Source organism: Streptomyces sp. NPDC101225 (genome assembly GCF_044767585.1).
Classification (GTDB): domain Bacteria; phylum Actinomycetota; class Actinomycetes; order Streptomycetales; family Streptomycetaceae; genus Streptomyces.
On sequence record NZ_JBIWOE010000017.1, the window covers coordinates 25,911 to 48,023 of the forward strand.

Below are 22,113 nucleotides of genomic sequence, written 5' to 3' on the forward strand. Positions count from 1 at the left end.
GTCCGAGTCGTGGCAGAACAGACAGCTCTCGCAGACATAGGCGCCGAGGACGGCGGGAAGACCGATGCCGCCGTCTTCCGGGACGCCCTCGGCGTCGGCGTCGCCGTGGGCGTGTCCGGCTTCGCCTTCGGGGTGACCTCGGCCGGCAGCGGGCTCACGCTCCTGCAGACCTGTGCGCTCAGCCTCCTGGTGTTCACCGGCGCGTCCCAGTTCGCCCTGGTGGGCGCGCTCGCCGCCGGCGGCAATCCGCTCACGGCGGCGGCGGGCGCCTTCTTCCTGGGCGTCCGCAACGCCTTCTACGGACTGCGCCTGTCGCAGTTGCTGGCCCTCCCGCGCGCGGTGCGGCCGTTCGCCGCCCAGTGGGTCATCGACGAGACCACGGCGGTGGCGCTGGCCCAGCCCACGCGTCGGGCCACACGGATCGGGTTCACCGTCACCGGGCTCAGCCTGTACGTGCTGTGGAACCTCACCACGCTGCTCGGCGCACTGGGCGCCCAGGCCATCGGGGACACCGACGCGTGGGGCCTCGACGCGGCCGGGCCCGCGGTCTTCCTGGCGCTGCTCGCGCCGATGCTCAAGACCGGCACCGAGCGCGCCGTCGCCGGCCTCGCCGTCCTCCTGGGACTGGGCCTGCTGCCCGTACTGCCCGCCGGAGTGCCCGTCCTGCTGGCCGGCCTCGCGGCGCCCGCCGTCCTCTTCCTGGAGGGCCGCCGCAGGGGCGCCGCACCCGGCCACGCCCACCAGAACGACGTACCAGACGCACCAGAGGAAGACCGTTGAACACCTGGATCGCGATCGGCGCGACCGCCGTCGGCTGCTACGCCGTCAAGCTCGCCGGACTGCTCGTGCCCGCGGGCGCCCTCGAGAAGCCTCTCGTCAGGCGGCTTGCCGCGCTCCTGCCCGTGGCGCTCCTGGCCGCGCTGACGGCCCAGCAGGCCTTCGCCGACGGCCACACCCTGGTGCTCGACGCACGCGTCGCCGGGCTCGGCGCGGCCGCCGTGGCGCTGGTCCTGCGCGCCCCGTTCCTGCTCGTGGTGGCGGCGGCCGTGCTGGTCACCGCCGGGGTGCGGGCCATGGGCGGCTGACGGCGCCCGGGTCAGCCGATCGACCGCCCGTACGCCCTCAGCGTGCGCAGTGCCTCGACGGTCACCATGGGGCGAGTCTCCAGGGCGATGCCCGGCGCCCACGCGCGCCGGGCGTACCACCCGTGCGTGGCGGCGTGGGGCAGGATCGGCCAGCCGCCGTCCTCCTGCTGCGCGTCCGCGAGGTGGTCGAGGGAGCGCGCCATCTCCGCGTCCGTGAACCACGCGCGTGCGAGGGACCTCGGTGTCTTCGCGTAGTCGTGCGGGAAGTGCTGCTCGCCGGGCAGGTAGCCGGGGGCGAGGGGACAGGTGTCCAGGCGGTCGGGTTCGAGCGCCGCGAGCCGCTGTTCTCGCACCAGGCGGCCGAGTCGGGCCGCGGCCGCCTCCGCGCGCCGGCGGTCGGGGGCGGAGTCCAGGAAGGTCACGGCGGCCTGGATCTCGTAGGGGTGCGACCTGTCCAGCGAGTCGACCGCGTCCCAGCAGAAGTCCGCCGCCCTGAACAGCCAGGCGTGCCACACCGCGTTGCGGTTCAGCAGGCCCACCACCGGCCCCGTGGTGAGGAGTTCGCTCGGCGCGTCGTCCACGACCGGGAGGAACGGGGCCGCCGGATAGCCGCGCTGGCCGGAGCAGACGGCCGGCAGCGCGCCGTCCGCCCTGGAGACGGCGGTCAGGTACCGGCACACGTGTTCCACGCGCTGCCCGCCGCAGCGCCCGATGGCGTCCAGGACACGCAGCGCCTGCCCGGCGTGCAGCGGCTGGCTGACCGGGCCGCGCAGATTCGGGTCCAGGGCGTGGCCGTACCCACCGTCCTCGTTGCGGTAGGCGTCGAGCGCGGTCTCCACCGGGTCCGCGCCCCCGTTCAGGAAGTGGTGGGCGAAAAGGCGCTGTTCCAGCACGCGCGCGGTGAGCCAGACGAAGTGCTCGGCGCGGAAGAGCGGGGAGCGCGCCGGGGACGTGGCAGGGAGTGGGGAGACTCCTGTTTCGGACATGCGACAGACCGTAGAGCGGAAAGCGGTCTCGGCAACGGGTACCGGCGCAGGCCCACCCCCTGGGGCGGGATACTGGTGTCATGCGGTTGACGGTCTTCTGGCAGCGGATGGCGGATCACTTCGGTTCGGGGTACGCCGACACCTTCGCGCGCGACCACGTGATGGCGGAGCTCGGCGGCCGCACGGTGCACGAGGCGCTGGACGCGGGGTGGGACGCCAAGGAGGTCTGGCGCGTGGTCTGCACGGTCATGGACGTTCCGCGGGAGAGGCACTGATCGGTCACGGAGATCGCAGGACGGCAGTTGATTGTCGGACCGGTGGGCGAGACTTGATCCGTGGCACCCACTGACGAGACCGGGCAGACGGCCCGGCAGGCATCCCCGTCCGGCACGACGCCGCCCGGCCGGCCCCCGGCCGAGCCGGCCACCGGGCCGGGTGTCGGCATGCCGCGCTGGCTGCCGCGCGCCGCGGTGCTCGTTCTCGGTCTCTACGCCGCCCTCCAGCTGGGCACATGGGCCTTCCACCAGCTCACCGGCCTGTTGATCAACATCGTCATCGCGTTCTTCCTGGCCCTCGCCATCGAGCCCGCGGTGGGCTGGATGGCCTCGCGCGGGATGCGCAGGGGGCTGGCCGCCGGCATCGTCTTCATCGCCGTGATGATCGTGTCCGCGGGATTCGTCATCCTGCTCGGCTCCATGCTGGCGGGACAGATCATCAAGATCGTCGAGGACTTCCCGGACTACCTCGACTCCGTCATCAACTGGATCAACACCCACTTCCACACCGACCTCAAGAGCGTGGACGTCCAGGAGGGCCTGCTCCGCTCCGACTGGCTGCGCAACTACGTGCAGCACAGCGCCACCGGCGTGCTGGACGTGTCCGCGCAGGTCCTCGGCGGGCTCTTCCAGCTGCTGACGATCGCCCTGTTCTCGTTCTACTTCGCCGCCGACGGCCCCCGGCTGCGGCGGACGATCTGCTCCGTACTGCCGCCCGCACGGCAGGCCGAGGTGCTGCGCGCGTGGGAGATCGCCGTCGACAAGACCGGCGGCTACATCTACTCGCGCGGCCTGATGGCCCTGATCTCCGGCATAGCCCACTACATCCTGCTGCAGATCCTGGGCGTCCCCTACGCGCCCGTGCTCGGCGTCTGGGTGGGCCTGGTCTCGCAGTTCATCCCGACCATCGGCACCTACCTGGCGGGCGCCCTGCCCATGCTGATCGCGTTCACGGTCGATCCCTGGTACGCGCTGTGGGTGCTGGTCTTCGTCGTGATCTACCAGCAGTTCGAGAACTACATGCTCCAGCCCAAGCTGACCTCGAAGACCGTCGACATCCACCCCGCCGTCGCCTTCGGCTCGGTCATCGCCGGCACCGCCCTCCTCGGTGCCGTCGGCGCGCTGATCGCCATCCCGGCGGTGGCCACACTGCAGGCGTTCCTGGGGGCGTACGTGAAGCGGTACGCGGTCACGGACGACCCCCGGGTCCACGGGCACCGTCGAGGAGGACCGGGGACGGGACTGCTCACGCGCGCGCGGGTGCTGTGGGGGCGGCGGACGGCGGTGACGGGGGAGGCGCTGCGGGAGCCGAGTGAGCCGCGGGAGCCGAGTGAGCCGAGTGAGCCGAGTGAGCCGAGTGAGCCGAGTCGGCCGGGGCAGGGCTCCTCCTGAGGCACTGAGCACCAAGACACCGAGGCATCGAGGCACCAAGGCACCGAGGCACCAAGGCACCGAGGCACCGAGGCACCGAGGCACCGAGGCACCAGGACATCAAGGCGCCGGAGCGCAGGGGCGGTCGCGCGCTGACGCGCCCTGAGGTGTCCCCTCCGCCGGTGCCCTCTTCCGTCCCGCTCAGTACGTGAGCACCGCCCACACCCCGGCGCCGACGACGGCCACCACGTAGCAACCGGTCGCCGCCGCCACGATCCGCCGCCGGACCGGCTCGCTCCAGGACGTGCGGGACAGCAGCCAGGTCAGCGCCGGCAGCACCAGGACCGCATGCAGACCGGCCGCGTGCAACGGCTTGAGCGGGGCCGTCGAGTGGTACGCCGCCTCCTGGTGCCCGGTGCGGGTGAGTACGACACCGCGCGCGATCATCGCGGCGCCCGAGGCGAGCCCCACCAGCAGGATCGCGAAGCCGGAACGGACCGCCAGGGCCATCCCGGCGGGACCCGTGGGCCGCCGCCGGAACGAGGCGACGGCGAACACGCTGAGCAGCACCACGAGGACGCCGCCCCCCACCGCGAGCACCATGGACACCGCGGTGTCGAAGGGCGTCTCCATGTCGAGGTGCGAGGGCACCCGGCGCCACGCCTGAAGGGTGATGCCGCCGACCTCCACGACGCAGTCGGCGGTGAACACGGCGAGCAGCAGGGCACGCGGCCGCGCACCGATGCGCAGGTACGACGTCACCCAGGTGACCGCGATCAGCGTCGCCCCGAAGGACAGCCCGAAGGTGACGGGCTTGCGCCAGGACACGGGCCCGTACCAGGGGCCGCCGTCGACGGCGAACACCACCAGATGCACGAGGCCGGAGAGGATCAGGACGAGGCCGACGGCGTAGGCGGTCTTGCTGCTCTTCCGGGTCTTCATGCCCTCAGCGTCGCGAGAGCACCCACGCCCCGTCGTCGTCCCGCCGAAGACACCCGCCGTACGCCACAAGAAGTAGCGCGGGGCACCAACTCCGTACCGGCACACCGGGAGTGTGCCGGTGTGCCGCGTGGTGCGCTTGACACAAAAATCGAACATCCATTCTCATGGAGGTTCCGGTGAGGTTCTCGGCGGGTGGTTCAACCCGGTTCGGACGGAGAAGTGCCCGAGTTGTCCACAGGCCGGACGGGCGTCGGGGCGCATTGTCAGTGGCAGGCGTTAGCGTCTTTGACGTGAAGCGATCGACTCAAGCAAATCGGGTGGAACCCATGGCAGGAACCGACCGCGAGAAGGCCCTCGATGCCGCTCTCGCACAGATTGAACGGCAATTCGGCAAGGGCGCGGTCATGCGCATGGGCGAGCGGTCGATGGAGCCCATCGAGGTCATCCCGACCGGGTCGACCGCGCTCGACGTGGCCCTGGGCGTCGGCGGCCTGCCGCGCGGCCGCGTCGTCGAGATCTACGGTCCGGAGTCGTCCGGCAAGACGACCCTGACCCTGCACGCGGTGGCGAACGCGCAGAAGGCCGGCGGCCAGGTCGCCTTCGTGGACGCGGAGCACGCCCTCGACCCCGAGTACGCCAAGAAGCTCGGCGTCGACATCGACAACCTGATCCTCTCCCAGCCGGACAACGGCGAGCAGGCCCTGGAGATCGTGGACATGCTGGTCCGCTCCGGCGCCCTCGACCTCATCGTCATCGACTCCGTCGCCGCGCTCGTCCCGCGCGCGGAGATCGAGGGCGAGATGGGCGACAGCCACGTCGGTCTGCAGGCCCGTCTGATGAGCCAGGCACTGCGGAAGATCACCAGTGCGCTCAACCAGTCCAAGACCACCGCGATCTTCATCAACCAGCTCCGCGAGAAGATCGGCGTGATGTTCGGCTCCCCGGAGACCACGACCGGTGGCCGGGCGCTGAAGTTCTACGCCTCGGTGCGTATCGACATCCGCCGCATCGAGACCCTGAAGGACGGCACGGACGCGGTCGGCAACCGCACCCGCTGCAAGGTCGTCAAGAACAAGGTCGCGCCGCCCTTCAAGCAGGCCGAGTTCGACATCCTCTACGGGCAGGGCATCAGCCGCGAGGGCGGTTTGATCGACATGGGCGTGGAGCACGGCTTCGTGCGCAAGGCCGGTGCCTGGTACACGTACGAGGGCGACCAGCTCGGCCAGGGCAAGGAGAACGCGCGCAACTTCCTCAAGGACAACCCCGACCTGGCCAACGAGATCGAGAAGAAGATCAAGGAGAAGCTGGGCGTCGGAGTGCGTCCGGAGAATCCGGCCGCGGAGCCCGGTGCGGACGCCGCTGTCTCGGCCACCGCGGGCGACGCCGCGAAGTCGGTGCCCGTCCCGGCGGCCAAGGCGGCCAAGGCCAAGGCTCCGGCTGCCAAGAGCTGACGCATGACACGGCGAACCGACTGGGCCGAGTACGCCTACCAGGACGCCGCGGGTGAGCGGAGCGGCGGGAACGACGGGGGAGCCGCCGGGCCGGGCCGCGCCGCGTACGGTGACGATGCGGGGCACGGCGCGGACGGAGGACACGGCCGCGCCGCGCCGTACGACGCGCGGGGCTCGTACGGCGCAGACGGGCCGTTCGGTGACGACGGCTCGGGCGACGACGACGGCTCGTACCACGACGGGTCGGGCGGCGGGGAACGGCGCGACGACGGGGCGCCGGAGGGTTTCGGCTCGTCCCGTGGCCGCTCTCGCCGGGGCGGTGGGGCTCGTGACGGAGCCCGTGGCGCCGGCGGTTCCCGCGGACGCCGCCGGCGGCGTCGCGACGAGGCGTCCGATCAGGACGGGGGCTCCTCCTCTTCGTCGAGGGCCGAGCAGGAGGAGTCCTCAGGGGACCCGGTGGAGCGGGCACGGGCGATCTGCCTGCGCCTGCTCACCGGGACCCCGCGCACGCGCAAGCAGCTCGCGGACGCCCTGCGCAAGCGGGAGATCCCCGACGACGCCGCGGAGGAGGTGCTGTCGCGGTTCGAGGAGGTCGGGCTGATCGACGACGGCGCGTTCGCGGGCGCCTGGGTGGAGTCCCGGCACCACGGCCGCGGCCTGGCCAGGCGGGCCCTGGCCCAGGAGCTGCGCACCAAGGGCGTCGACTCCACGCTGATCGACGAGGCCGTCTCCCGGCTCGACTCCGAGCAGGAGGAGGCGACCGCTCGCGACCTCGTCACCCGCAAGCTGCGGGCCACACGCGGCCTCGACCGGGACAAGCGGCTGCGCCGTCTCGCGGGCATGCTCGCCCGCAAGGGCTACCCCCAGGGCATGGCCCTGCGGGTGGTACGGCAGGCGCTGGAGGAAGAGGGCGAGGACACGGAGTTCCTCGGGGACGAGGGGTTCTGACGCGGGCCCGGCACGGCGGGAGCCGTTCGCGTGCCGGACGACGATCCGCGCCCGCCTACGGCGTCACCGGCAGCCCCGCCGCCTTCCATGCCTGGAATCCGCCGACCAGATCGGTTGCCCGGCCGAGCCCCAGCCGGTGCAGGGACGCCGCCGCGAGGCTGGAGGCGTAGCCCTCGTTGCAGATCACCACGACCCGCACGTCGTGACCGGTGGCTTCGGGCAGGCGGTGGCTGCCCTGAGGGTCGAGGCGCCACTCCAGTTCGTTGCGCTCGACGACGAGGGCGCCGGGGATCACGCCGTCCCGCTCGCGCAGGGCGGCATAGCGGATGTCGACGAGGAGCGCCTCGCCGGCCTCGGCGGCGTCGTACGCCTCGCCGGGCTCGATGCGCTCGTAGCCCTGGCGTATCCGCTCCAGCAACTCGTCGATGCCGACGGGCCGTTCGCCCGCGCCGTTCGCCGTCCCGCTCACTGCCACTCCTCCGGGAGCTCGACCTGCTCCAGACGGAGCACTTGGCCCGTGCGACTGTAGCGGCCGATCCGGGGCAGGGGCGGACAGGAGGCGTGGACGGAGACCGCAGCCGTGCGGTGGACTCGTTGAGCACCTCGTGGACGTGATGACGGACATGGGACACGTCCTGAAGAGTTCGCGAGGGGGCGCGTGGAAGCACTGAGGCGCGCTCGGAAAAAAGTGATGCGAATTCAGCAGGACGGGCGACACACGCAGCCCGAGTAGCGGACGAGGTCCATGTGGACCCTCCGCCACAGGCGCGTCAAGGTGTCGGTCACGATCCGGAGTAGACCGTCGGTGGTGCAGAACGGTCAACTCACCGTCACTGACCGGACCACGGGGTGACGGTGCGTACGGTCACTTCGCGGCCGGGCCGACCGTGGCCTCCTCCTTCGCCGGCCCGCCGAGCGTGGTTTCCGCCGCCGCGTACAGGTCGGCCGGGCGCACGCCGCCCAGCGCCGTGACCAGGTGACCGTCGGGGCGCACCAGCAGCACCGTGTGCGGGGCCGCACCGGGGTAGCTCTCGGCGACCAGCAGCTCGGCCCGGTGTGGCAGCGCGGCCACCGCGGCCGCCAGCCGCGGCATGATCCCGGCGCTCACCCAGTGCTTGCGCGCCCACACCCCCGTGCCGGGCGCGACCAGCACCACCAGCAGGGCATCGTGTCCCAGCCGGTCCCGCAGCTGCACGAAGGAACCGTCCTCCGCGGTGACGCGCACATCGGTGACCGCGGCGCCGGGCGCCGTGCCCACCGGGACCTCGGCCTCCAGGTGCCGGGGCGCCAGCGGCGAGTGGTCGTACGCCCCCGGCGCACCGAGCGCACCGCGCCCCAGGTGACCGTCCGTGAGCAGCGCGTCGTGACCGCGGGCCGAGCCGGGCACGTACGCGCGCAGCCCTCCTCCGCCGCGCAGCAGCGGCAGCACCTGGTCGGCGGCGCGCAGCCGGGCGGCGACGATTCCGCGCCGCTCCGCCTGGTAGCTGTCGAGCAGGGCCTCGTGCGGCCCGTGATGCCAGGCCAGCGCCAGCTTCCAGGCCAGGTTGTCGGCGTCCTTGAGCCCCTCGTCGAGTCCTTGCGTGCCCAGCGCGCCGAGCAGGTGTGCCGCGTCCCCGGCGAGGAAGACCCGGCTGGCCCGCCACCGCCGGGCCAGCCGGTGATGGACGGTGTGCACGCCGGTGTCGAGGAGCTCGTACGCCGGCGCCGAGCCGCCCGACCAGCCGCCGAGCGTCTCCCGGACGCGTGCCAGCAGCAGTTCGGGCGTGACCAGGTCCTTGCCCGGCGGCAGCAGCCAGTCCAGGCGCCACACGTCGTCCGGGAGGGGGCGGGCGGTCACCTCCGCGGCCGGGGGCCCGGACGTCCGCCACGGCGGCATCCGATGGAGCAACGCCTCGTCCGGCCACGGAAGTTCCGTGCGCAGTGTGGCCACGGCGTGTCGCTCCACCGCCGTACGGCCGGGGAAGCGGATGTCCAGGAGCTTGCGCACGGTGGAGCGCGGGCCGTCGCAGCCGACCAGGTAACTGCCACGCCAGTACGTGCCCTGGGGGCCGCGGGTGTGGGCGGTGACGCCCGAGGCCTCCTGCTCGACGCCGTCGAGGCGGCTGTCCACGACGACCTGCACCAGGCGCTCGGCGGCCAGGGCCTCGCGCAGGGCGCCGGTCAGGACGTGCTGGGCGATGTGCAGGGGGGAGGGCTCGTCGTCGCCGAACGTGACCTCGCGCATCACCTGCTTGCGCCGTACGGACCGCCATGCGGCCCAGTGGGCCCCCTCCCGCGAGAGCGGCAGGCTCGTCAGCCGCTCCAGCAGCGCGGCGGTCTCCTCGCGCAGGACCACGGTGCGCGCGGGACGTTGTTCGTCCTTGCCGGGGCCCTCGTCCAGCACGACGGCAGGCACGTCCTGACGGGCCAGCGCCAGGGCGAGCGTGAGCCCGACGGGCCCCGCTCCGACGATGATCACCGGGTCCACGGCGCGGCGCCCCCTGACCGCGGCGATGTCCTCGCGGACGCATGTGAACAGAGGGTTGGAGCAGGGTGCACGATCACAGAACGTATGCAACCCATTGGCGGGGTTTGCGTCAAGCGACGGGGGCAGTGGCGATCATGCCACTGCCCCCGTGCGCCGTTCATGCCACTTGACTGATCATCAGGTATCGGCACCGGCTCCCTAGGGGCCGTGAACCTCGGCCGCATTGAGCTCGACGGCGTCCTCGGCGCCGAGGACCGCGCCGGTGCTGCGCTTGCTGCGCCGCAGCCTGCCCTCCAGCCAGCCGGCGAAGCTGGTGAGGAGGAAGTTGACGATGATGTAGATGATCGCCACCACGACGAAGCTCTGGATCACGTTGGCGTAGTTGGCGGCCAGCGTGCTGCGTGCGTTGAGCAGCTCCGTGTAGCCGATCATCACGCCGCCGAGCGCCGTGTCCTTCACGATGACCACGAGCTGGCTGACGATGGCCGGCAGCATGGCGGTGACGGCCTGCGGGAGCAGGATGCCGGCCATCGTCTGGCTCTTGCGCAGACCGATCGCGTACGAGGCTTCCGTCTGTCCCTTGGGGAGCGCGAGGATGCCGGCCCGCACGATCTCGGCGAGGACCGAGGCGTTGTAGAGCACCAGGCCCGTGATGACCGCGTACAGGGGCCGGTCCTCGGTGCCGACGCCGGTGGAGCGGGCGTAGAACTCGTTGGCGAACAGCATCAGCAGCAGGACCGGGATCGAGCGGAAGAACTCGACCACGACGGCCGCCGGACCACGGACCCAACGGTGTTCGGACATGCGCGCGATGCCGAAGAAGGCGCCCAGCGGGAGCGCGATGACCATGGACAGCGCGGCGGCCTTCAGCGTGTCGCCGAGGCCGGGCAGCAGATACGTCGTCCACGCGTCGGAGGTCGTGAACGGCTCCCAGAGGGACCACTTCAGCTGGCCCTTGTCGTCCATCGTCTGCCAGACCCACCACACCAGCAGGGCGAGCAGCAGGACGAAGAGCACCGAGAGGAGGACGTTGCGCCGCCTGGCCCGGGGGCCGGGGGTGTCGTAGAGGACGGAGCTCATCGCTTCACCGCCATTCGCTTGCCGAGCCAGCCCAGGAACAGGCCGGTCGGCAGGGTCAGTACGACGAAGCCGAAGGCGAAGACCGCGCCGATGAGCAGCGTCTGGGCCTCGTTCTCGATCATCGTCTTCATCAGGTAGGCGGCCTCGGCCACGCCGATCGCGGACGCCACGGTGGTGTTCTTGGTCAGCGCGATCAGGACGTTGGCCAGCGGGCCGATCACCGATCGGAAGGCCTGCGGCAGCACGATCAGCCGGAGTGTCTGGCTGAAGTTCAGCCCGATGGCCCTGGCCGCCTCCGCCTGGCCCAGGGGCACGGTGTTGATGCCGGAGCGCAGCGCCTCGCAGACGAAGGCCGCGTGGTAGGCGATGAGGCCGAGCACCGCCAGCCGGAAGCCCTGGATCTTGAAGTCGGAGGCACCCAGCGTCACACCGAAGATGTCGGCGAGGCCGAGCGAGGTGAAGACGATGATGACCGTCAGGGGGATGTTCCGGACGATGTTGACGTAGGCGGTGCCGAATCCGCGCATGAGCGGGACCGGGCTGACCCGCATCGCGGCCAGCAGGGTGCCCCAGACCAGGGAGCCCAGGGCGGAGAGGACGGTGAGTTTCACCGTCATCCAGAACGCCCCCAGGACGTCATAACCTTGAAGAAAGTCGAACACGATCTCCCGCGCTTCCGGGTGGGTGGCGTACGAGGAGGGCGTGGCGCGCCGCCGCCGTGATCGCGGGGGGTGGCGGCGCGCCCCTGAGAAACCCTGCGGTGGCCCCGGTCCGGAGCCCTCGCCCTACTGGACGATCTGGCCGATCTTCGGGGCGGGCTCGTACTGGTAGTTGGCCGGGCCGAAGTTCTTCTCGACGTCCTTCTTCCAGGTGCCGTCGCTGACCATGGTCGTCAGGGCGTCGTTGATCTTCTTCAGGGTCGCGGAGTCACCCTTCTTCACACCGATGCCGTAGTTCTCGTTGCTGAGCTTGAGCCCGGCGAGCTTGAACTGGCCCTTGTACTTGTCCTGCGCGGCGTAGCCCGCGAGGATCGAGTCGTCGGTGGTCAGCGCGTCCACGGCACCGCTCTGGAGGCTCGCGATGCACTCCGAGTAGCCGCCGTTCTCCTTGAGGTTGGCCTTGGGCGCGATCGACTTCTGGACGTTCTGCGCCGAGGTGGAGCCCGTCACGGAGCACAGGTTCTTGCCGTTGAGGTCCGTGCCCTTGGTGATGTCGGAGTCCTTCTTCACCAGCAGGTCCTGGTGGGCCAGGAAGTAGGGACCGGCGAAGTCGACCTTCTGCTTGCGCTCGTCGGTGATCGAGTACGTGGCCGCGATGAACTTCACGTCGCCGCGGGAGAGGGCGTTCTCCCGGTCGGCGCTCTTGGTCTCGACCCACTCGATCTGCGAGGGCTTGTAGCCGAGCTTCCCGGCGACATAGGTGGCCACGTCCACGTCGAAACCGGAGAAGGTGCCGTTCGGCTCCTTCAGGCCGAGGCCGGGCTGGTCGTACTTGATACCGATCTTGATCTTGTTTCCGCCGCCGGACGACCCACTGTCCTTGTCCTTGTCGCTGGACCCGCACGCCGTGGCGGCCACGGCGAGGGCGAGGACAGCGGCCGAGGCGGCGGTGACCTTGCGGAGCTTCATGGTGAACATCCTTTGGGTGGTGAGGAGCTGAGAGCCGGCGCGGAGACGGTGGAGACCGGGGCCGGCGGTGGCCGGGCGGGGCGGACCGGCCGTCAGTGGTGCAGGATCTTCGACAGGAAGTCCTTGGCGCGGTCGCTGCGCGGATTGCTGAAGAACTGGTCGGGCCGAGCCTCTTCGACGATCCTGCCGTCCGCCATGAAGACCACACGGTTTGCAGCCGATCGTGCGAAGCCCATCTCGTGGGTGACGACGATCATGGTCATGCCGTCCCGGGCGAGCTGCTGCATGACCTCGAGGACCTCGTTGATCATCTCCGGGTCGAGCGCGGACGTCGGCTCGTCGAAGAGCATGACCTTCGGGTCCATGGCCAGGGCACGCGCGATGGCGACACGCTGCTGCTGGCCGCCGGAGAGCTGCGCGGGGTACTTGTCCGCCTGCGTGGCCACGCCGACCCGGTCCAGCAGGGCCCGGGCCTTCTCCTCGGCCTTCTTCTTGTCGGCCTTGCGGACCTTGATCTGGCCCAGCATCACGTTCTCGAGCACGGTCTTGTGCGCGAAGAGGTTGAAGGACTGGAAGACCATGCCGACGTCGGCGCGCAGCCGGGCCAGCTCCCTGCCCTCCTGGGGCAGCGGCTTGCCGTCGATCGCGATCGAGCCCGAGTCGACGGTCTCGAGACGGTTGATGGTGCGGCACAGGGTGGACTTGCCGGACCCGGACGGTCCGATGACCACCACGACCTCGCCGCGGGCGATCGTCAGATCGATGTCCTGCAGCACGTGCAACGCGCCGAAGTGCTTGTTGACGCTCTTCAGGACGACAAGCTCGCCTGCACTGGCCACGTCTTCCTTGGCCACCGATACTTCGGTCATCGCTCTCAGGCTCCGTCCTCCTCGGTTTCGGAGGACAGTAGTAACCGGCGACGACCAGCGTCATTACATCTGAGGGGAATCTGAGCATCACGATCCGATAGCAATCGGACACGTGTCGTAGCAGTTCCCGGCGGGGGCGTATCGGCCGGATAACGGAAGCCGCGCGCAACCGGAACCCTCTTGACGCCGTCGTCGTCCATCAGCGTGACTGCGGTGGTGCACGCGCGCGCGTGCACGGAATTCTCCACCCCTGCCGACCGCACGGCCGATGAACCGAAGGAGGACCGGATGAGGCTGCTCCTCGTCGAGGACGACAACCATGTGGCCGCCGCCCTCTCCGCGGTTCTGGCCCGGCACGGTTTCGACGTCACGCACGCGCGCAGCGGCGAGGAAGCTCTGCAGGCGCTGGTTCCGGAGGGCGACTGCTTCGGCGTCGTCCTGCTCGACCTGGGCCTTCCCGACCAGGACGGATACGAGGTCTGCGGCAAGATCCGCAAGCGCACCGGCACCCCGGTGATCATGGTCACCGCCCGCTCCGACGTGCGCTCCCGTATCCACGGCCTCAACCTCGGCGCCGACGACTACGTGGTGAAGCCGTACGACACCGGTGAACTGCTCGCGCGGATCCACGCCGTCAGCCGGCGCACCGCCCACGAGGACCCGGCGGGTGGCGGCGACGACGCGCTGCGTCTCGGGGCCGTGCTCATCGAACTGCCCACCCGGCAGGTCAGCGTGGACGGTTCGGTCGTCCAACTCACCCGCAAGGAGTTCGATCTGCTCGCCCTGCTCGCGCAGCGCCCCGGGGTCGTCTTCCGCCGGGAGCAGATCATCAGCGAGGTGTGGCGCACCAGCTGGGAGGGGACCGGCCGCACCCTGGAGGTGCACGTGGCGTCCCTGCGCGCCAAACTGCGCATGCCGGCCCTGATCGAGACCGTGCGCGGCGTCGGCTACCGGCTCGTCGCCCCGGCTTCGTAGCCTGCACGGGTGCGTACACGTCTTCTTCCGCTGCTGATCGTCCTGATGGCGGCCGTACTGCTCGCGCTCGGCGTCCCGCTCGCCGTCAGCGTGGCCGCCGCGCAGCAGCAGAAGGTCGTCGTCGACCGGATCGACGACACGGCCCGCTTCGCGTCGCTCGCGCAGTTCGTCACCGACGCGTGCAGCTCCACGCGCACGTCCAGGGACGAGCGCCTCGACACCCTCACCACCGAGCTGGCCAGCTACTACGGCGTCTACGGCATCAGGGCCGGCGTCTTCTGCCGGACCGACGTCCCCATGGCCCAGGCGCCGCAGACGTTCTTCCTCCCGGAGGCGGGCGAGGTGCGCGAGGCGTTCGCCGAGGCGCTGCTCAGCCGCCGCAGCCACGACCCCCGGCAGGTGTGGCCCTGGCAGCGCGGCCGGCTGGTCGTCGCCTCGCCGGTCATCCGGGACGGCGACGTCGTCGCGGTCGTCGTCACCGACTCGCCCACCGGGCAGCTGCGCTCCCGGATCCTGCACGGCTGGCTGATCATCGGCGTGGGCGAGATCGCCGCGATGCTGCTCGCGGTCGGCGCCGCGCTCCGGCTCACCGGCTGGGTGCTCAGGCCCGTACGCGTGCTGGACGCCACCACGCACGCGATCGCGAGCGGCCGGCTGAAGTCGCGGGTCGCGGCCGCGGGCGGGCCGCCGGAACTCCAGCGCCTGGCACGGTCGTTCAACGAGATGGCGGACAACGTCGAGGACGTGCTGGAGCAGCAGCGCGCCTTCGTCGCCGACGCCTCGCACCAGCTGCGCAACCCGCTCGCCGCGCTGCTGCTGCGCATCGAGCTGCTCGCGCTGGAACTGCCGGAGGGCAACGAGGAGGTGGCATCGGTACGCACCGAGGGCAAGCGCCTCGCGGAGGTTCTCGACGACCTGCTCGACCTGGCCCTGGCCGAGCACACCGAGGCCGATCTGCGGGTCACCGACATCGGCGAGCTGACCGCCGAGCGCGTCGCGGCCTGGACGCCGACCGCCGAGGCCAAGGGTGTGCGGCTGGTCGGCAACTGCCCGGCGACCACCGCCTGGGCCGACCCGGTCACCCTGTCCAGCGCCCTGGACGCGGTGATCGACAACGCGGTGAAGTTCACGCCCGAGGGCGAGTGCGTCGAGGTGACGGTGGCGGCCGACGGCGGGACCTCGACCGTCGTGGTCAGCGACAACGGCCCGGGCCTGACCGACGAGGAGCTCGGCCGGATCGGCGACCGCTTCTGGCGCAGCGGCCGCCATCAGAACGTCAAGGGGTCCGGCCTCGGCCTGTCCATCTCGCGCACCCTGCTCGCGGCGGGCGGCGGCTCCCTCTCCTACGCCCGTCACGAGCCGCACGGCCTGACGGTGACGGTGGCGGTACCGAGGAACAGCCCCACGGCCGGGTGAGCCGGCGAACGGCCGGGTGAGCCGGCGACGGCGAAGGGTTCGGTGAGTCGGCGAACGGCCCGGTGAGGGGTCCTACGGCTTGACGGAGCGGTAGTAGCGCCGGGCGCCCTCGTGCAGGGCCAGCGGGTCGGTGTAGATCGCGGTGCGCAGGTCGACGAGCTGCGCGGAGTGGACGCGGGTGCCGATCCGGTCGCGGCTCTTGATCACGGTGCGGGTCACCCACTCGGTGAGCCGGGGGTTCATGTCCGTGCGCGTGATCAGCAGGTTGGCGACCGCGATCGTCGGTACGGCGACCCCGTTCTGGACGCTGGGGTAGGCCGACTCGGGCATGTTGGTGGTGCGGTAGTAGCGGGTGGCGCCGCCCTGGCTGTGCAACTTGGCGACGAGGCCGGCCCGGATCGGCACGAAGCGGAAGGTGAAGCCGTCGGCGAGTTGCTGCAGTCCCAGCGTCGGCGCCCCGCCCGACCAGAAGAACGCGTCGATCCTGCCCTGCCGCAGCCGCTCCGGAGCGGTGTTGATGCCGTCGGCGAACGGCGTGATGTCCTTCTTCGCGTCGATGCCGGCCGCCTGGAGCACGCGGTCGGCGATCAGCCGCACGCCCGAGCTGGGCGGTCCCACGGCCACGCGCTTGCCCTTGAGGTCCGCGACGGAGTCGATGTCCGAGCCGCGCGGCACGATCAGCTGCACATAGTCGTCGTAGAGGCGGGCGACGCCGCGCAGACGACCGGCGTTGGTCCCGTGCTGGAGCTTGTACGTCTCCACGGCGTCGGCCGCGGCGATGGTGAAGTCGGCCTCGCCGGTCGCCACGCGCGTGACGTTCTCCTGTGAACCGTCGCTGGTCTGGAGCGTCACCTTCAGGTGGGGCATGTCCTTGTCGAGCGCGGTGCGCAGGAGCTTGGCGTACTGCTGATAGACGCCGGCCTGCGTGCCCGTGCTGACGGTGATCGCCCCGCTCGGGGCCGCCTCGCCCAGGGGCAGCAGCCACCACAGCAGCAGCCCGAGGGCGACGACGCCGGCGACCGCGCCCTGCAGGGCCCGGCGTCGGCCGATCCGGCGGAACATCGTGGACATGCGTGGGATCCTGCCAGCCGGTGCGCGATGCTGACCAGGGCGGGAGTCACAACGGGGGCGCAACTCGACCACGAAGGGCGTTGTCGGTGCCGGAAGGGCAGCCGCTCGTGGCCGGGAGCGCCGGTAGTCCGCGGACGCGGGGGCGCCTCCACTCGCCCGGCTTTCGCCCCGGAGGGGCCGGCGCGCTCTCCTCCGGGCGATGAGGCGACGTGGGTGCCGGGCTGGGGACCGGGGAGGGTTCGCGCGGTCCTCTCGCGCGGATCGTGGCCGCTCCGCGCGGCTGCGGCCGGGACGGGCCCGGATGGCCGGCCGGCCCGTGGGCCCGGCCGCGTGGGCTCCGCCCGCCGGCATCCGGTCCGGCATCCGGTCCGGCATCCGGTCCGGCATCCGGTCCGGCATCCGGCCCGGCCTCAGGAAGGCCGGTCGCCCACCGGCGCAGGCGTCTCCGCCGGCGGTGGGGACTGCGTGCGGTCCTTGAGGCGTCCTGTCAGGCGGCGGGCCAGGGGTTCGGTGCAGCGGGCGGTGAGGGGGCCGAGGACGACCAGGATCAGGACGTAGGCCGTGGCCAGGGGGCCGAGTGAGGGTTCGATGCCCGCGCTCACCGCGAGGCCGGCGATCACGATCGAGAACTCGCCGCGGGCCACCAGGGCGCCGCCCGCGCGCCACCGGCCCCCGACGGAGATGCCGGCCCGCCGTGCCGCCCAGTACCCGGTGGCGATCTTCGTCGCGGCGGTGAGCAGCGCGAGGGCGAGTGCGGGCAGCAGCACGGGCGGGATGCTCGCCGGGTCCGTGTGCAGCCCGAAGAAGACGAAGAAGACCGCGGCGAACAGGTCCCGCAGCGGGCTCAGCAGAGTGTGCGCCCCCTCAGCGACCTCACCGGACAGCGCGATGCCGACCAGGAACGCGCCCACCGCGGCCGACACCTGGAGCTGCTGCGCGACGCCCGCGATCAGGATCGTCAGGCCGAGCACGACGAGCAGCAGCTTCTCCGGATCGTCGCTGGAGACGAACCGTGAGATGACGCGCCCGTAGCGCACGGCCACCAGCAGGACCAGCCCCGCCGCCCCCAGCGCCACCGCCAGCGTCACGCTCCCCGCGAGCAGCCCGGCCCCGGCCACCAGCGCGGTCACGATGGGCAGGTACACCGCCATGGCCAGGTCCTCCAGCACGAGGACGCTGAGGATCACCGGGGTCTCCCGGTTGCCGACGCGCCCCAGATCGCCGAGCACCTTCGCGATGACCCCGGACGACGAGATCCAGGTGACACCCGCCAGCACGACCGCGGCCACCGGCCCCCAGCCGAGCAGCAGAGCCGCCACCGCGCCCGGCACGGCGTTGAGGGCGCAGTCGACCAGGCCGGCCGGATGGTGCGCCTTGAGGTTGGTGACCAGATCACCGGCCGTGTACTCCAGACCCAGCATCAGCAGCAGCAGGATGACGCCGATCTCGGCGCCGATGGCGACGAACTCCTCGCTGGCCCCGAGCGGCAGCAGACCGCCCTCGCCGAAGGCCAGCCCGGCCAGCAGGTACAGCGGAATGGGGGAGAGCCGGAAGCGGCCGGCCGCCCGGCCGAGCAGACCGAGGCCGAGGAGGATGGAGCCGAACTCGATCAACAACACCGCGGAGTGCACCGGTTCACTCCCGCCCGAGTATCGCCGCGGCGGCGTCGACGCCCTCGCGCGTGCCCACGACGATCACGATGTCACCGCCCGCCAGCCTGAAGTCCGGCGTGGGCGAGGGAATCGCCTCGGCCCGGCGCAGCACCGCCACCACGGACGCCCCCGTCTGCGTCCGCATCCGTGTGTCGCCCAGCACCCGACCGTTCCAGCGCGAGGCCGCGGCCACCTCGATCCGCTCGGCGACCAAGCCCAGGTCGGAGGTGTACAGCAGGCTCGCGCTGTGGTGGGACGGCTTCAGCGCGTCGATCAACGCGCCCGCCTCGGCACCGGTCAGCCGCAGCGAGTGGGCGCACGAGTCGGGATCGTCGGCCCGGTACACGTTCACCGTGCGCGCGCCGTCGCGGTGCGCCACCACCGACAGATGGCGTTGGTCACGGGTTACCAGGTCGTACTGGACCCCGATACCCGGCAGCGGTGTCGCCCTCAGGCGTGGCGCAGACACGTTTCTCCTCTGTGTGCGGCGGCATGGTCATGAGCTGCCGGTGATCACCGGGCCCGTTCGCATGCTGCCATTCGGCCGTACGGTGGCGACATGGGTGACGTGACGGATATACGCGGCCGGGGACGGCCGGTGAGGCTGGCCGGAACCGTGCCCGGGGCGCCGGGGACGAGCACGCCGGAAGCGCCCGCGATCAGAGCGAGAGGGAAGACCGTGTCGCTGTTCTGGCGGATCTTCTCCCTCAACGCCGCGGGCCTGACCGTGGCCGCCGCCCTGCTCCTGGGCCCGGTCACCGTCTCCACACCCGTCCTGCCCGCCGAGGCACTGGTCGTCGTCGCGGGCCTGGCCTTCCTGCTGGTCTGCAACGCGGTCGTGCTGCGGCTCGGCCTCACCCCGCTGCGACGGCTCGGCCGGGCCATGTCCACGGCGGATCTGCTGCGTCCCGGCGCCCGCGCGGCGGTCGGCGGTCCGGCGGAGGCGGCCGAGCTGATCACGACGTACAACACGATGCTCGACCGGCTGGAGAGCGAGCGGGCGGCCGGTGCGGCGCGTGCGCTGTCGGCGCAGGAGCGCGAGCGGCAGCGGATCGCCCGCGAACTGCACGACGAGGTCGGCCAGACCCTGACCGCGGTCCTCCTCCAGCTCAAGCGCGTCGCCGACCGGGTCCCCGAGGAACTGCGCGCGGAGGTGGGCCAGGCGCAGGAGGCCACCCGCGCGGGCCTGGACGAGATCCGCCGCATCGCCCGCCGGCTGCGCCCCGGCGTCCTGGAGGAGCTCGGCCTGGTCAGCGCCGTGCGCTCGCTCGCCGCCGAGTTCACCACGCGCGGGCTGACGGTGCGCCACAGCGTCCCCGGTGATCTGCCCCCGCTGACCGAGGAGTCCGAACTGGTCGTCTACCGCGTGGCCCAGGAGGGGCTGACCAACACCGCACGGCACGCGCGTGCCGACCGTGCCGAGCTCCGGCTCCGGCCGCTCGGCGACGGCGTCGAACTCCTGGTCCGCGACAACGGCACGGGCCTCGGCAGGGCCCCGGAGGGCGCCGGGATCCGCGGCATGCGCGAACGCGCGCTGCTCATCGGTGCCGAGCTGTCGCTCGAACCCGGCCCAGAGGCGGGCACCGACGTCCGCCTGCGCATCCCCGTCGCCGAAGGAGGCCGCCGATGACCGCCCCCGCGCGCGTGCTGCTCGCCGACGACCACGCCCTCGTACGCCAGGGAGTGCGCCTCATCCTGGACGGCGAACCGGATCTGACGGTCGTCGCCGAGGCCGGGGACGGAGCCGAGGCGGTCGACCTGGCGCGCACGCGCGAGGTGGATCTGGCCGTCCTGGACATCGCCATGCCCCGGACGACCGGTCTCCAGGCGGCCCGTGAGCTCTCCCGCCGCCTGCCCGGCCTGCACATCCTCATCCTGACGATGTACGACAACGAGCAGTACTTCTTCGAGGCGCTCAAGGCCGGGGCGAGCGGCTACGTCCTGAAGTCCGCGGCCGACCGCGACCTGGTCGGGGCGTGCCGCGCTGCCGTGTGCGGCGAGCCGTTCGTGTACCCCGGGGCCGAGCGCGCCCTGGTCCGCTCCTACCTGGAGCGGCTGCACCGGGGCGACGGCCTGCCCGCGCGCGCGGTCACCGAGCGCGAGGAGGAGATCCTCAAGCTGGTCGCCGAGGGGCACACCTCGAAGGAGATCGGCGAGCTGCTGTTCATCAGCGCCAAGACGGTCGAGCGCCACCGAGCGAACCTGCTCCACAAGCTCGGCATGCGCGACCGCCTGGAACTGACGCGGTACGCGATCCGCGCGGGCCTGATCGAACCCTGACTCCCCGGTTGTCCACAGGGCTGCGGGAGGCACTTCCGGCACCGCCTACCCTTGTCGCATGAGCAGCATCGACCGGAGCCCGGCCGTGGGCGTGAAGACCTACGAAGTGCGCACCTACGGGTGCCAGATGAACGTGCACGATTCCGAGCGATTGTCCGGCCTGCTCGAAGACGCCGGTTACGTGCGCGCGCCGGAGGGCTCCGACGGTGACGCGGACGTCGTCGTCTTCAACACCTGCGCGGTCCGTGAGAACGCCGACAACAAGCTGTACGGCAACCTCGGCCACCTCGCCCCGAAGAAGGCCGCGCGGCCCGGCATGCAGATCGCGGTCGGCGGCTGCCTGGCGCAGAAGGACCGCGACACCATCGTGCAGCGGGCGCCCTGGGTGGACGTCGTCTTCGGCACGCACAACATCGGCAAGCTCCCGGTCCTGCTGGAGCGCGCCCGGGTGCAGGAGGAGGCGCAGGTCGAGATCGCCGAGTCCCTGGAGGCGTTCCCGTCCACCCTGCCGACCCGGCGCGAGAGCGCGTACGCGGCGTGGGTGTCGATCTCCGTCGGATGCAACAACACCTGCACCTTCTGCATCGTCCCGGCCCTGCGCGGCAAGGAGAAGGACCGCCGGCCCGGCGACATCCTCGCCGAGGTGGAGGCCCTGGTGGCCGAGGGCGTCTCCGAGATCACGCTGCTCGGGCAGAACGTCAACGCCTACGGCTCCGACATCGGCGACCGCGAGGCCTTCAGTAAGCTGCTGCGCGCCTGCGGGCGGATCGAGGGCCTGGAGCGGGTCCGCTTCACCTCCCCCCACCCCCGCGACTTCACCGACGACGTGATCGCGGCCATGGCCGAGACCCCGAACGTGATGCCGCAGCTGCACATGCCGCTGCAGTCCGGCTCGGACACCGTCCTGAAGGCGATGCGCCGCTCCTACCGGCAGGACCGCTACCTCGGCATCATCGAGAAGGTGCGGGCCGCCATCCCGCACGCGGCGATCACGACGGACATCATCGTGGGCTTCCCCGGCGAGACCGAGGAGGACTTCGAGCAGACGCTGCACGTCGTCCGCGAGGCCCGCTTCGCCCAGGCCTTCACCTTCCAGTACTCCAAGCGCCCCGGAACCCCGGCCGCGACGATGGAGAACCAGATCCCCAAGAAGGTCGTCCAGGCGCGGTACGAGCGTCTCGTCGCCCTCCAGGAGGAGATCTCCTGGGAGGAGAACAAGAAGCAGGTCGGCCGTACCCTGGAGCTGATGGTCGCCGAGGGCGAGGGCCGCAAGGACGGCGCCACCCACCGCCTGTCCGGCCGGGCCCCCGACAACCGCCTGGTCCACTTCACCAAACCCGAGCAGGAGGTGCGCCCCGGCGACGTGGTCACGGTCGGGATCACCTACGCCGCCCCGCACCACCTCCTCGCCGAGGGCGCCGTCCTCGGCGTGCGGCGCACGCGCGCGGGCGACGCCTGGGAGAAGCGCAACGCGGCCGAGGCGGCCAAGCCCGCGGGCGTGCTGCTGGGCCTGCCCACGATCGGGGCGCCGGCGCCGCTGCCGGTGGCGACCGGAAGCGGCTGCGGCTGCGACTGACCGGCCCCGGCCGGGGGACCGACGACGATGTGGACACGGGG

General features: G+C 71.6%; 23 protein-coding genes and 1 pseudogene. 11 read left to right on the forward strand and 13 right to left on the reverse strand.

Annotated elements, in window-relative coordinates:
* Nucleotides 1-9 precede the first annotated feature (9 nt).
* Both ACIRPX_RS23375 and ACIRPX_RS23380 read left to right on the forward strand, forming a co-directional pair.
* Entirely contained in the window at nt 10-780 is a 771-nt protein-coding gene (locus ACIRPX_RS23375) for an AzlC family ABC transporter permease (RefSeq protein WP_404197763.1), read from the forward strand.
* The gene (locus tag ACIRPX_RS23380; RefSeq protein WP_404197765.1) at nt 777-1,085 is read left to right on the forward strand and encodes an AzlD domain-containing protein; all 309 of its coding nucleotides are present in this window, start codon (nt 777-779) and stop codon (nt 1,083-1,085) included. Before ACIRPX_RS23375 ends, ACIRPX_RS23380 begins: the two co-directional genes overlap by 4 nt.
* A gap of 11 nt (nt 1,086-1,096) precedes the next feature.
* Here ACIRPX_RS23380 and ACIRPX_RS23385 read toward each other — a convergent pair whose 3' ends face one another.
* Nucleotides 1,097-2,071 carry a hypothetical protein gene (locus ACIRPX_RS23385; protein ID WP_404197768.1) on the reverse strand — a complete coding sequence of 325 codons (975 nt, stop codon included), beginning with the start codon at nt 2,069-2,071 and terminating at the stop codon, nt 1,097-1,099.
* Between the two features lie 80 nt (nt 2,072-2,151).
* On the opposite strand from ACIRPX_RS23385, the gene ACIRPX_RS23390 reads away from it, so the two are divergent.
* Entirely contained in the window at nt 2,152-2,346 is a 195-nt protein-coding gene (locus ACIRPX_RS23390; RefSeq protein ID WP_404197770.1) for a DUF3046 domain-containing protein, read from the forward strand.
* A gap of 60 nt (nt 2,347-2,406) precedes the next feature.
* Nucleotides 2,407-3,738, forward strand: a complete 1,332-nt coding sequence (locus ACIRPX_RS23395; RefSeq protein ID WP_404197773.1) for an AI-2E family transporter — start codon at nt 2,407-2,409, stop codon at nt 3,736-3,738.
* 180 nt (nt 3,739-3,918) lie between these two features.
* Here the strand turns inward: ACIRPX_RS23395 and ACIRPX_RS23400 are convergent, their stop codons facing one another.
* On the reverse strand, nt 3,919-4,659 hold the full coding sequence (locus ACIRPX_RS23400; RefSeq protein WP_404197776.1) for a hypothetical protein: 741 nt from the start codon (nt 4,657-4,659) through the stop codon (nt 3,919-3,921).
* Nucleotides 4,660-4,985: 326 nt separating this feature from the next.
* On the opposite strand from ACIRPX_RS23400, the gene recA reads away from it, so the two are divergent.
* The gene (gene recA / locus ACIRPX_RS23405) at nt 4,986-6,110 is read left to right on the forward strand and encodes a recombinase RecA (RefSeq protein ID WP_404197779.1); all 1,125 of its coding nucleotides are present in this window, start codon (nt 4,986-4,988) and stop codon (nt 6,108-6,110) included.
* Nucleotides 6,111-6,113: 3 nt separating this feature from the next.
* On the forward strand, nt 6,114-7,058 hold the full coding sequence (gene recX / locus ACIRPX_RS23410) for a recombination regulator RecX (RefSeq protein WP_404197782.1): 945 nt from the start codon (nt 6,114-6,116) through the stop codon (nt 7,056-7,058).
* A 55-nt stretch (nt 7,059-7,113) separates the two neighbouring features.
* On the opposite strand, the gene ACIRPX_RS23415 is transcribed toward recX, so the two are convergent.
* The 8 genes and pseudogenes from ACIRPX_RS23415 to ACIRPX_RS23450 all read right to left on the reverse strand — a co-directional run bounded on the left by ACIRPX_RS23415 (nt 7,114) and on the right by ACIRPX_RS23450 (nt 13,102).
* The gene (locus tag ACIRPX_RS23415; protein ID WP_404197785.1) at nt 7,114-7,527 is read right to left on the reverse strand and encodes a rhodanese-like domain-containing protein; all 414 of its coding nucleotides are present in this window, start codon (nt 7,525-7,527) and stop codon (nt 7,114-7,116) included.
* A pseudogene (locus ACIRPX_RS23420) lies at nt 7,524-7,678 on the reverse strand (cysteine dioxygenase); the annotation flags it as partial. The pseudogene ACIRPX_RS23420 and the gene ACIRPX_RS23415, both read right to left, overlap by 4 nt.
* A gap of 79 nt (nt 7,679-7,757) precedes the next feature.
* Complete coding sequence (locus tag ACIRPX_RS23425; RefSeq protein ID WP_404198113.1) at nt 7,758-7,805, reverse strand: hypothetical protein; 48 nt, start codon at nt 7,803-7,805, stop codon at nt 7,758-7,760.
* A gap of 118 nt (nt 7,806-7,923) precedes the next feature.
* Nucleotides 7,924-9,525, reverse strand: a complete 1,602-nt coding sequence (locus ACIRPX_RS23430; RefSeq protein WP_404197788.1) for an FAD-dependent monooxygenase — start codon at nt 9,523-9,525, stop codon at nt 7,924-7,926.
* A gap of 198 nt (nt 9,526-9,723) precedes the next feature.
* Nucleotides 9,724-10,605 carry an amino acid ABC transporter permease gene (locus ACIRPX_RS23435; RefSeq protein WP_404197791.1) on the reverse strand — a complete coding sequence of 294 codons (882 nt, stop codon included), beginning with the start codon at nt 10,603-10,605 and terminating at the stop codon, nt 9,724-9,726.
* Nucleotides 10,602-11,267: an amino acid ABC transporter permease gene (locus ACIRPX_RS23440; protein ID WP_404197793.1), complete on the reverse strand. Its 666-nt coding sequence runs from the start codon at nt 11,265-11,267 to the stop codon at nt 10,602-10,604. Before ACIRPX_RS23440 ends, ACIRPX_RS23435 begins: the two co-directional genes overlap by 4 nt.
* A gap of 123 nt (nt 11,268-11,390) precedes the next feature.
* On the reverse strand, nt 11,391-12,233 hold the full coding sequence (locus ACIRPX_RS23445) for a glutamate ABC transporter substrate-binding protein (protein WP_404197796.1): 843 nt from the start codon (nt 12,231-12,233) through the stop codon (nt 11,391-11,393).
* Nucleotides 12,234-12,325: 92 nt separating this feature from the next.
* Complete coding sequence (locus tag ACIRPX_RS23450) at nt 12,326-13,102, reverse strand: amino acid ABC transporter ATP-binding protein (protein ID WP_404197799.1); 777 nt, start codon at nt 13,100-13,102, stop codon at nt 12,326-12,328.
* Between the two features lie 288 nt (nt 13,103-13,390).
* Between ACIRPX_RS23450 and ACIRPX_RS23455 the strand changes: the two genes are divergently transcribed.
* On the forward strand, nt 13,391-14,077 hold the full coding sequence (locus ACIRPX_RS23455; RefSeq protein WP_404197802.1) for a response regulator transcription factor: 687 nt from the start codon (nt 13,391-13,393) through the stop codon (nt 14,075-14,077).
* A gap of 9 nt (nt 14,078-14,086) precedes the next feature.
* Complete coding sequence (locus tag ACIRPX_RS23460) at nt 14,087-15,493, forward strand: ATP-binding protein (RefSeq protein WP_404197805.1); 1,407 nt, start codon at nt 14,087-14,089, stop codon at nt 15,491-15,493.
* 72 nt (nt 15,494-15,565) lie between these two features.
* Here ACIRPX_RS23460 and ACIRPX_RS23465 read toward each other — a convergent pair whose 3' ends face one another.
* From ACIRPX_RS23465 to ACIRPX_RS23475, 3 genes are all read right to left on the reverse strand, one after another.
* Entirely contained in the window at nt 15,566-16,564 is a 999-nt protein-coding gene (locus ACIRPX_RS23465; protein WP_404197809.1) for a TAXI family TRAP transporter solute-binding subunit, read from the reverse strand.
* A gap of 410 nt (nt 16,565-16,974) precedes the next feature.
* Nucleotides 16,975-18,195 (reverse strand): cation:proton antiporter, encoded by a 1,221-nt coding sequence (locus ACIRPX_RS23470; RefSeq protein ID WP_404197812.1) that lies wholly within the window; start codon nt 18,193-18,195, stop codon nt 16,975-16,977.
* 4 nt (nt 18,196-18,199) lie between these two features.
* Nucleotides 18,200-18,685, reverse strand: coding sequence for a cation:proton antiporter regulatory subunit (locus tag ACIRPX_RS23475; protein WP_404197814.1), 486 nt, complete (start codon nt 18,683-18,685; stop codon nt 18,200-18,202).
* Nucleotides 18,686-18,895: 210 nt separating this feature from the next.
* Between ACIRPX_RS23475 and ACIRPX_RS23480 the strand changes: the two genes are divergently transcribed.
* From ACIRPX_RS23480 to miaB, 3 genes are read left to right on the forward strand one after another with little or no spacing between them, the layout of a single operon-like run.
* The gene (locus ACIRPX_RS23480) at nt 18,896-19,846 is read left to right on the forward strand and encodes a sensor histidine kinase (RefSeq protein WP_404197816.1); all 951 of its coding nucleotides are present in this window, start codon (nt 18,896-18,898) and stop codon (nt 19,844-19,846) included.
* On the forward strand, nt 19,843-20,496 hold the full coding sequence (locus ACIRPX_RS23485) for a response regulator (protein ID WP_404197819.1): 654 nt from the start codon (nt 19,843-19,845) through the stop codon (nt 20,494-20,496). Before ACIRPX_RS23480 ends, ACIRPX_RS23485 begins: the two co-directional genes overlap by 4 nt.
* Nucleotides 20,497-20,554: 58 nt before the next feature.
* Entirely contained in the window at nt 20,555-22,072 is a 1,518-nt protein-coding gene (miaB, locus tag ACIRPX_RS23490) for a tRNA (N6-isopentenyl adenosine(37)-C2)-methylthiotransferase MiaB (protein ID WP_404197821.1), read from the forward strand.
* Nucleotides 22,073-22,113 lie beyond the last annotated feature (41 nt).

What these genes read in the sequence shown, in the direction of transcription:
- ACIRPX_RS23400 (WP_404197776.1), bottom strand. Translation starts at nt 4,659, where the DNA reads ATGAAGACCCGGAAGAGCAGCAAGACCGCCTACGCCGTCGGCCTCGTC.
- ACIRPX_RS23465 (WP_404197809.1), bottom strand. Translation starts at nt 16,564, where the DNA reads ATGTCCACGATGTTCCGCCGGATCGGCCGACGCCGGGCCCTGCAGGGC.
- recA (WP_404197779.1), top strand. Translation starts at nt 4,986, where the DNA reads ATGGCAGGAACCGACCGCGAGAAGGCCCTCGATGCCGCTCTCGCACAG.
- ACIRPX_RS23385 (WP_404197768.1), bottom strand. Translation starts at nt 2,071, where the DNA reads ATGTCCGAAACAGGAGTCTCCCCACTCCCTGCCACGTCCCCGGCGCGC.
- ACIRPX_RS23435 (WP_404197791.1), bottom strand. Translation starts at nt 10,605, where the DNA reads ATGAGCTCCGTCCTCTACGACACCCCCGGCCCCCGGGCCAGGCGGCGC.
- miaB (WP_404197821.1), top strand. Translation starts at nt 20,555, where the DNA reads ATGAGCAGCATCGACCGGAGCCCGGCCGTGGGCGTGAAGACCTACGAA.
- recX (WP_404197782.1), top strand. Translation starts at nt 6,114, where the DNA reads ATGACACGGCGAACCGACTGGGCCGAGTACGCCTACCAGGACGCCGCG.
- ACIRPX_RS23390 (WP_404197770.1), top strand. Translation starts at nt 2,152, where the DNA reads ATGCGGTTGACGGTCTTCTGGCAGCGGATGGCGGATCACTTCGGTTCG.
- ACIRPX_RS23485 (WP_404197819.1), top strand. Translation starts at nt 19,843, where the DNA reads ATGACCGCCCCCGCGCGCGTGCTGCTCGCCGACGACCACGCCCTCGTA.
- ACIRPX_RS23455 (WP_404197802.1), top strand. Translation starts at nt 13,391, where the DNA reads ATGAGGCTGCTCCTCGTCGAGGACGACAACCATGTGGCCGCCGCCCTC.
- ACIRPX_RS23445 (WP_404197796.1), bottom strand. Translation starts at nt 12,233, where the DNA reads ATGAAGCTCCGCAAGGTCACCGCCGCCTCGGCCGCTGTCCTCGCCCTC.
- ACIRPX_RS23450 (WP_404197799.1), bottom strand. Translation starts at nt 13,102, where the DNA reads ATGACCGAAGTATCGGTGGCCAAGGAAGACGTGGCCAGTGCAGGCGAG.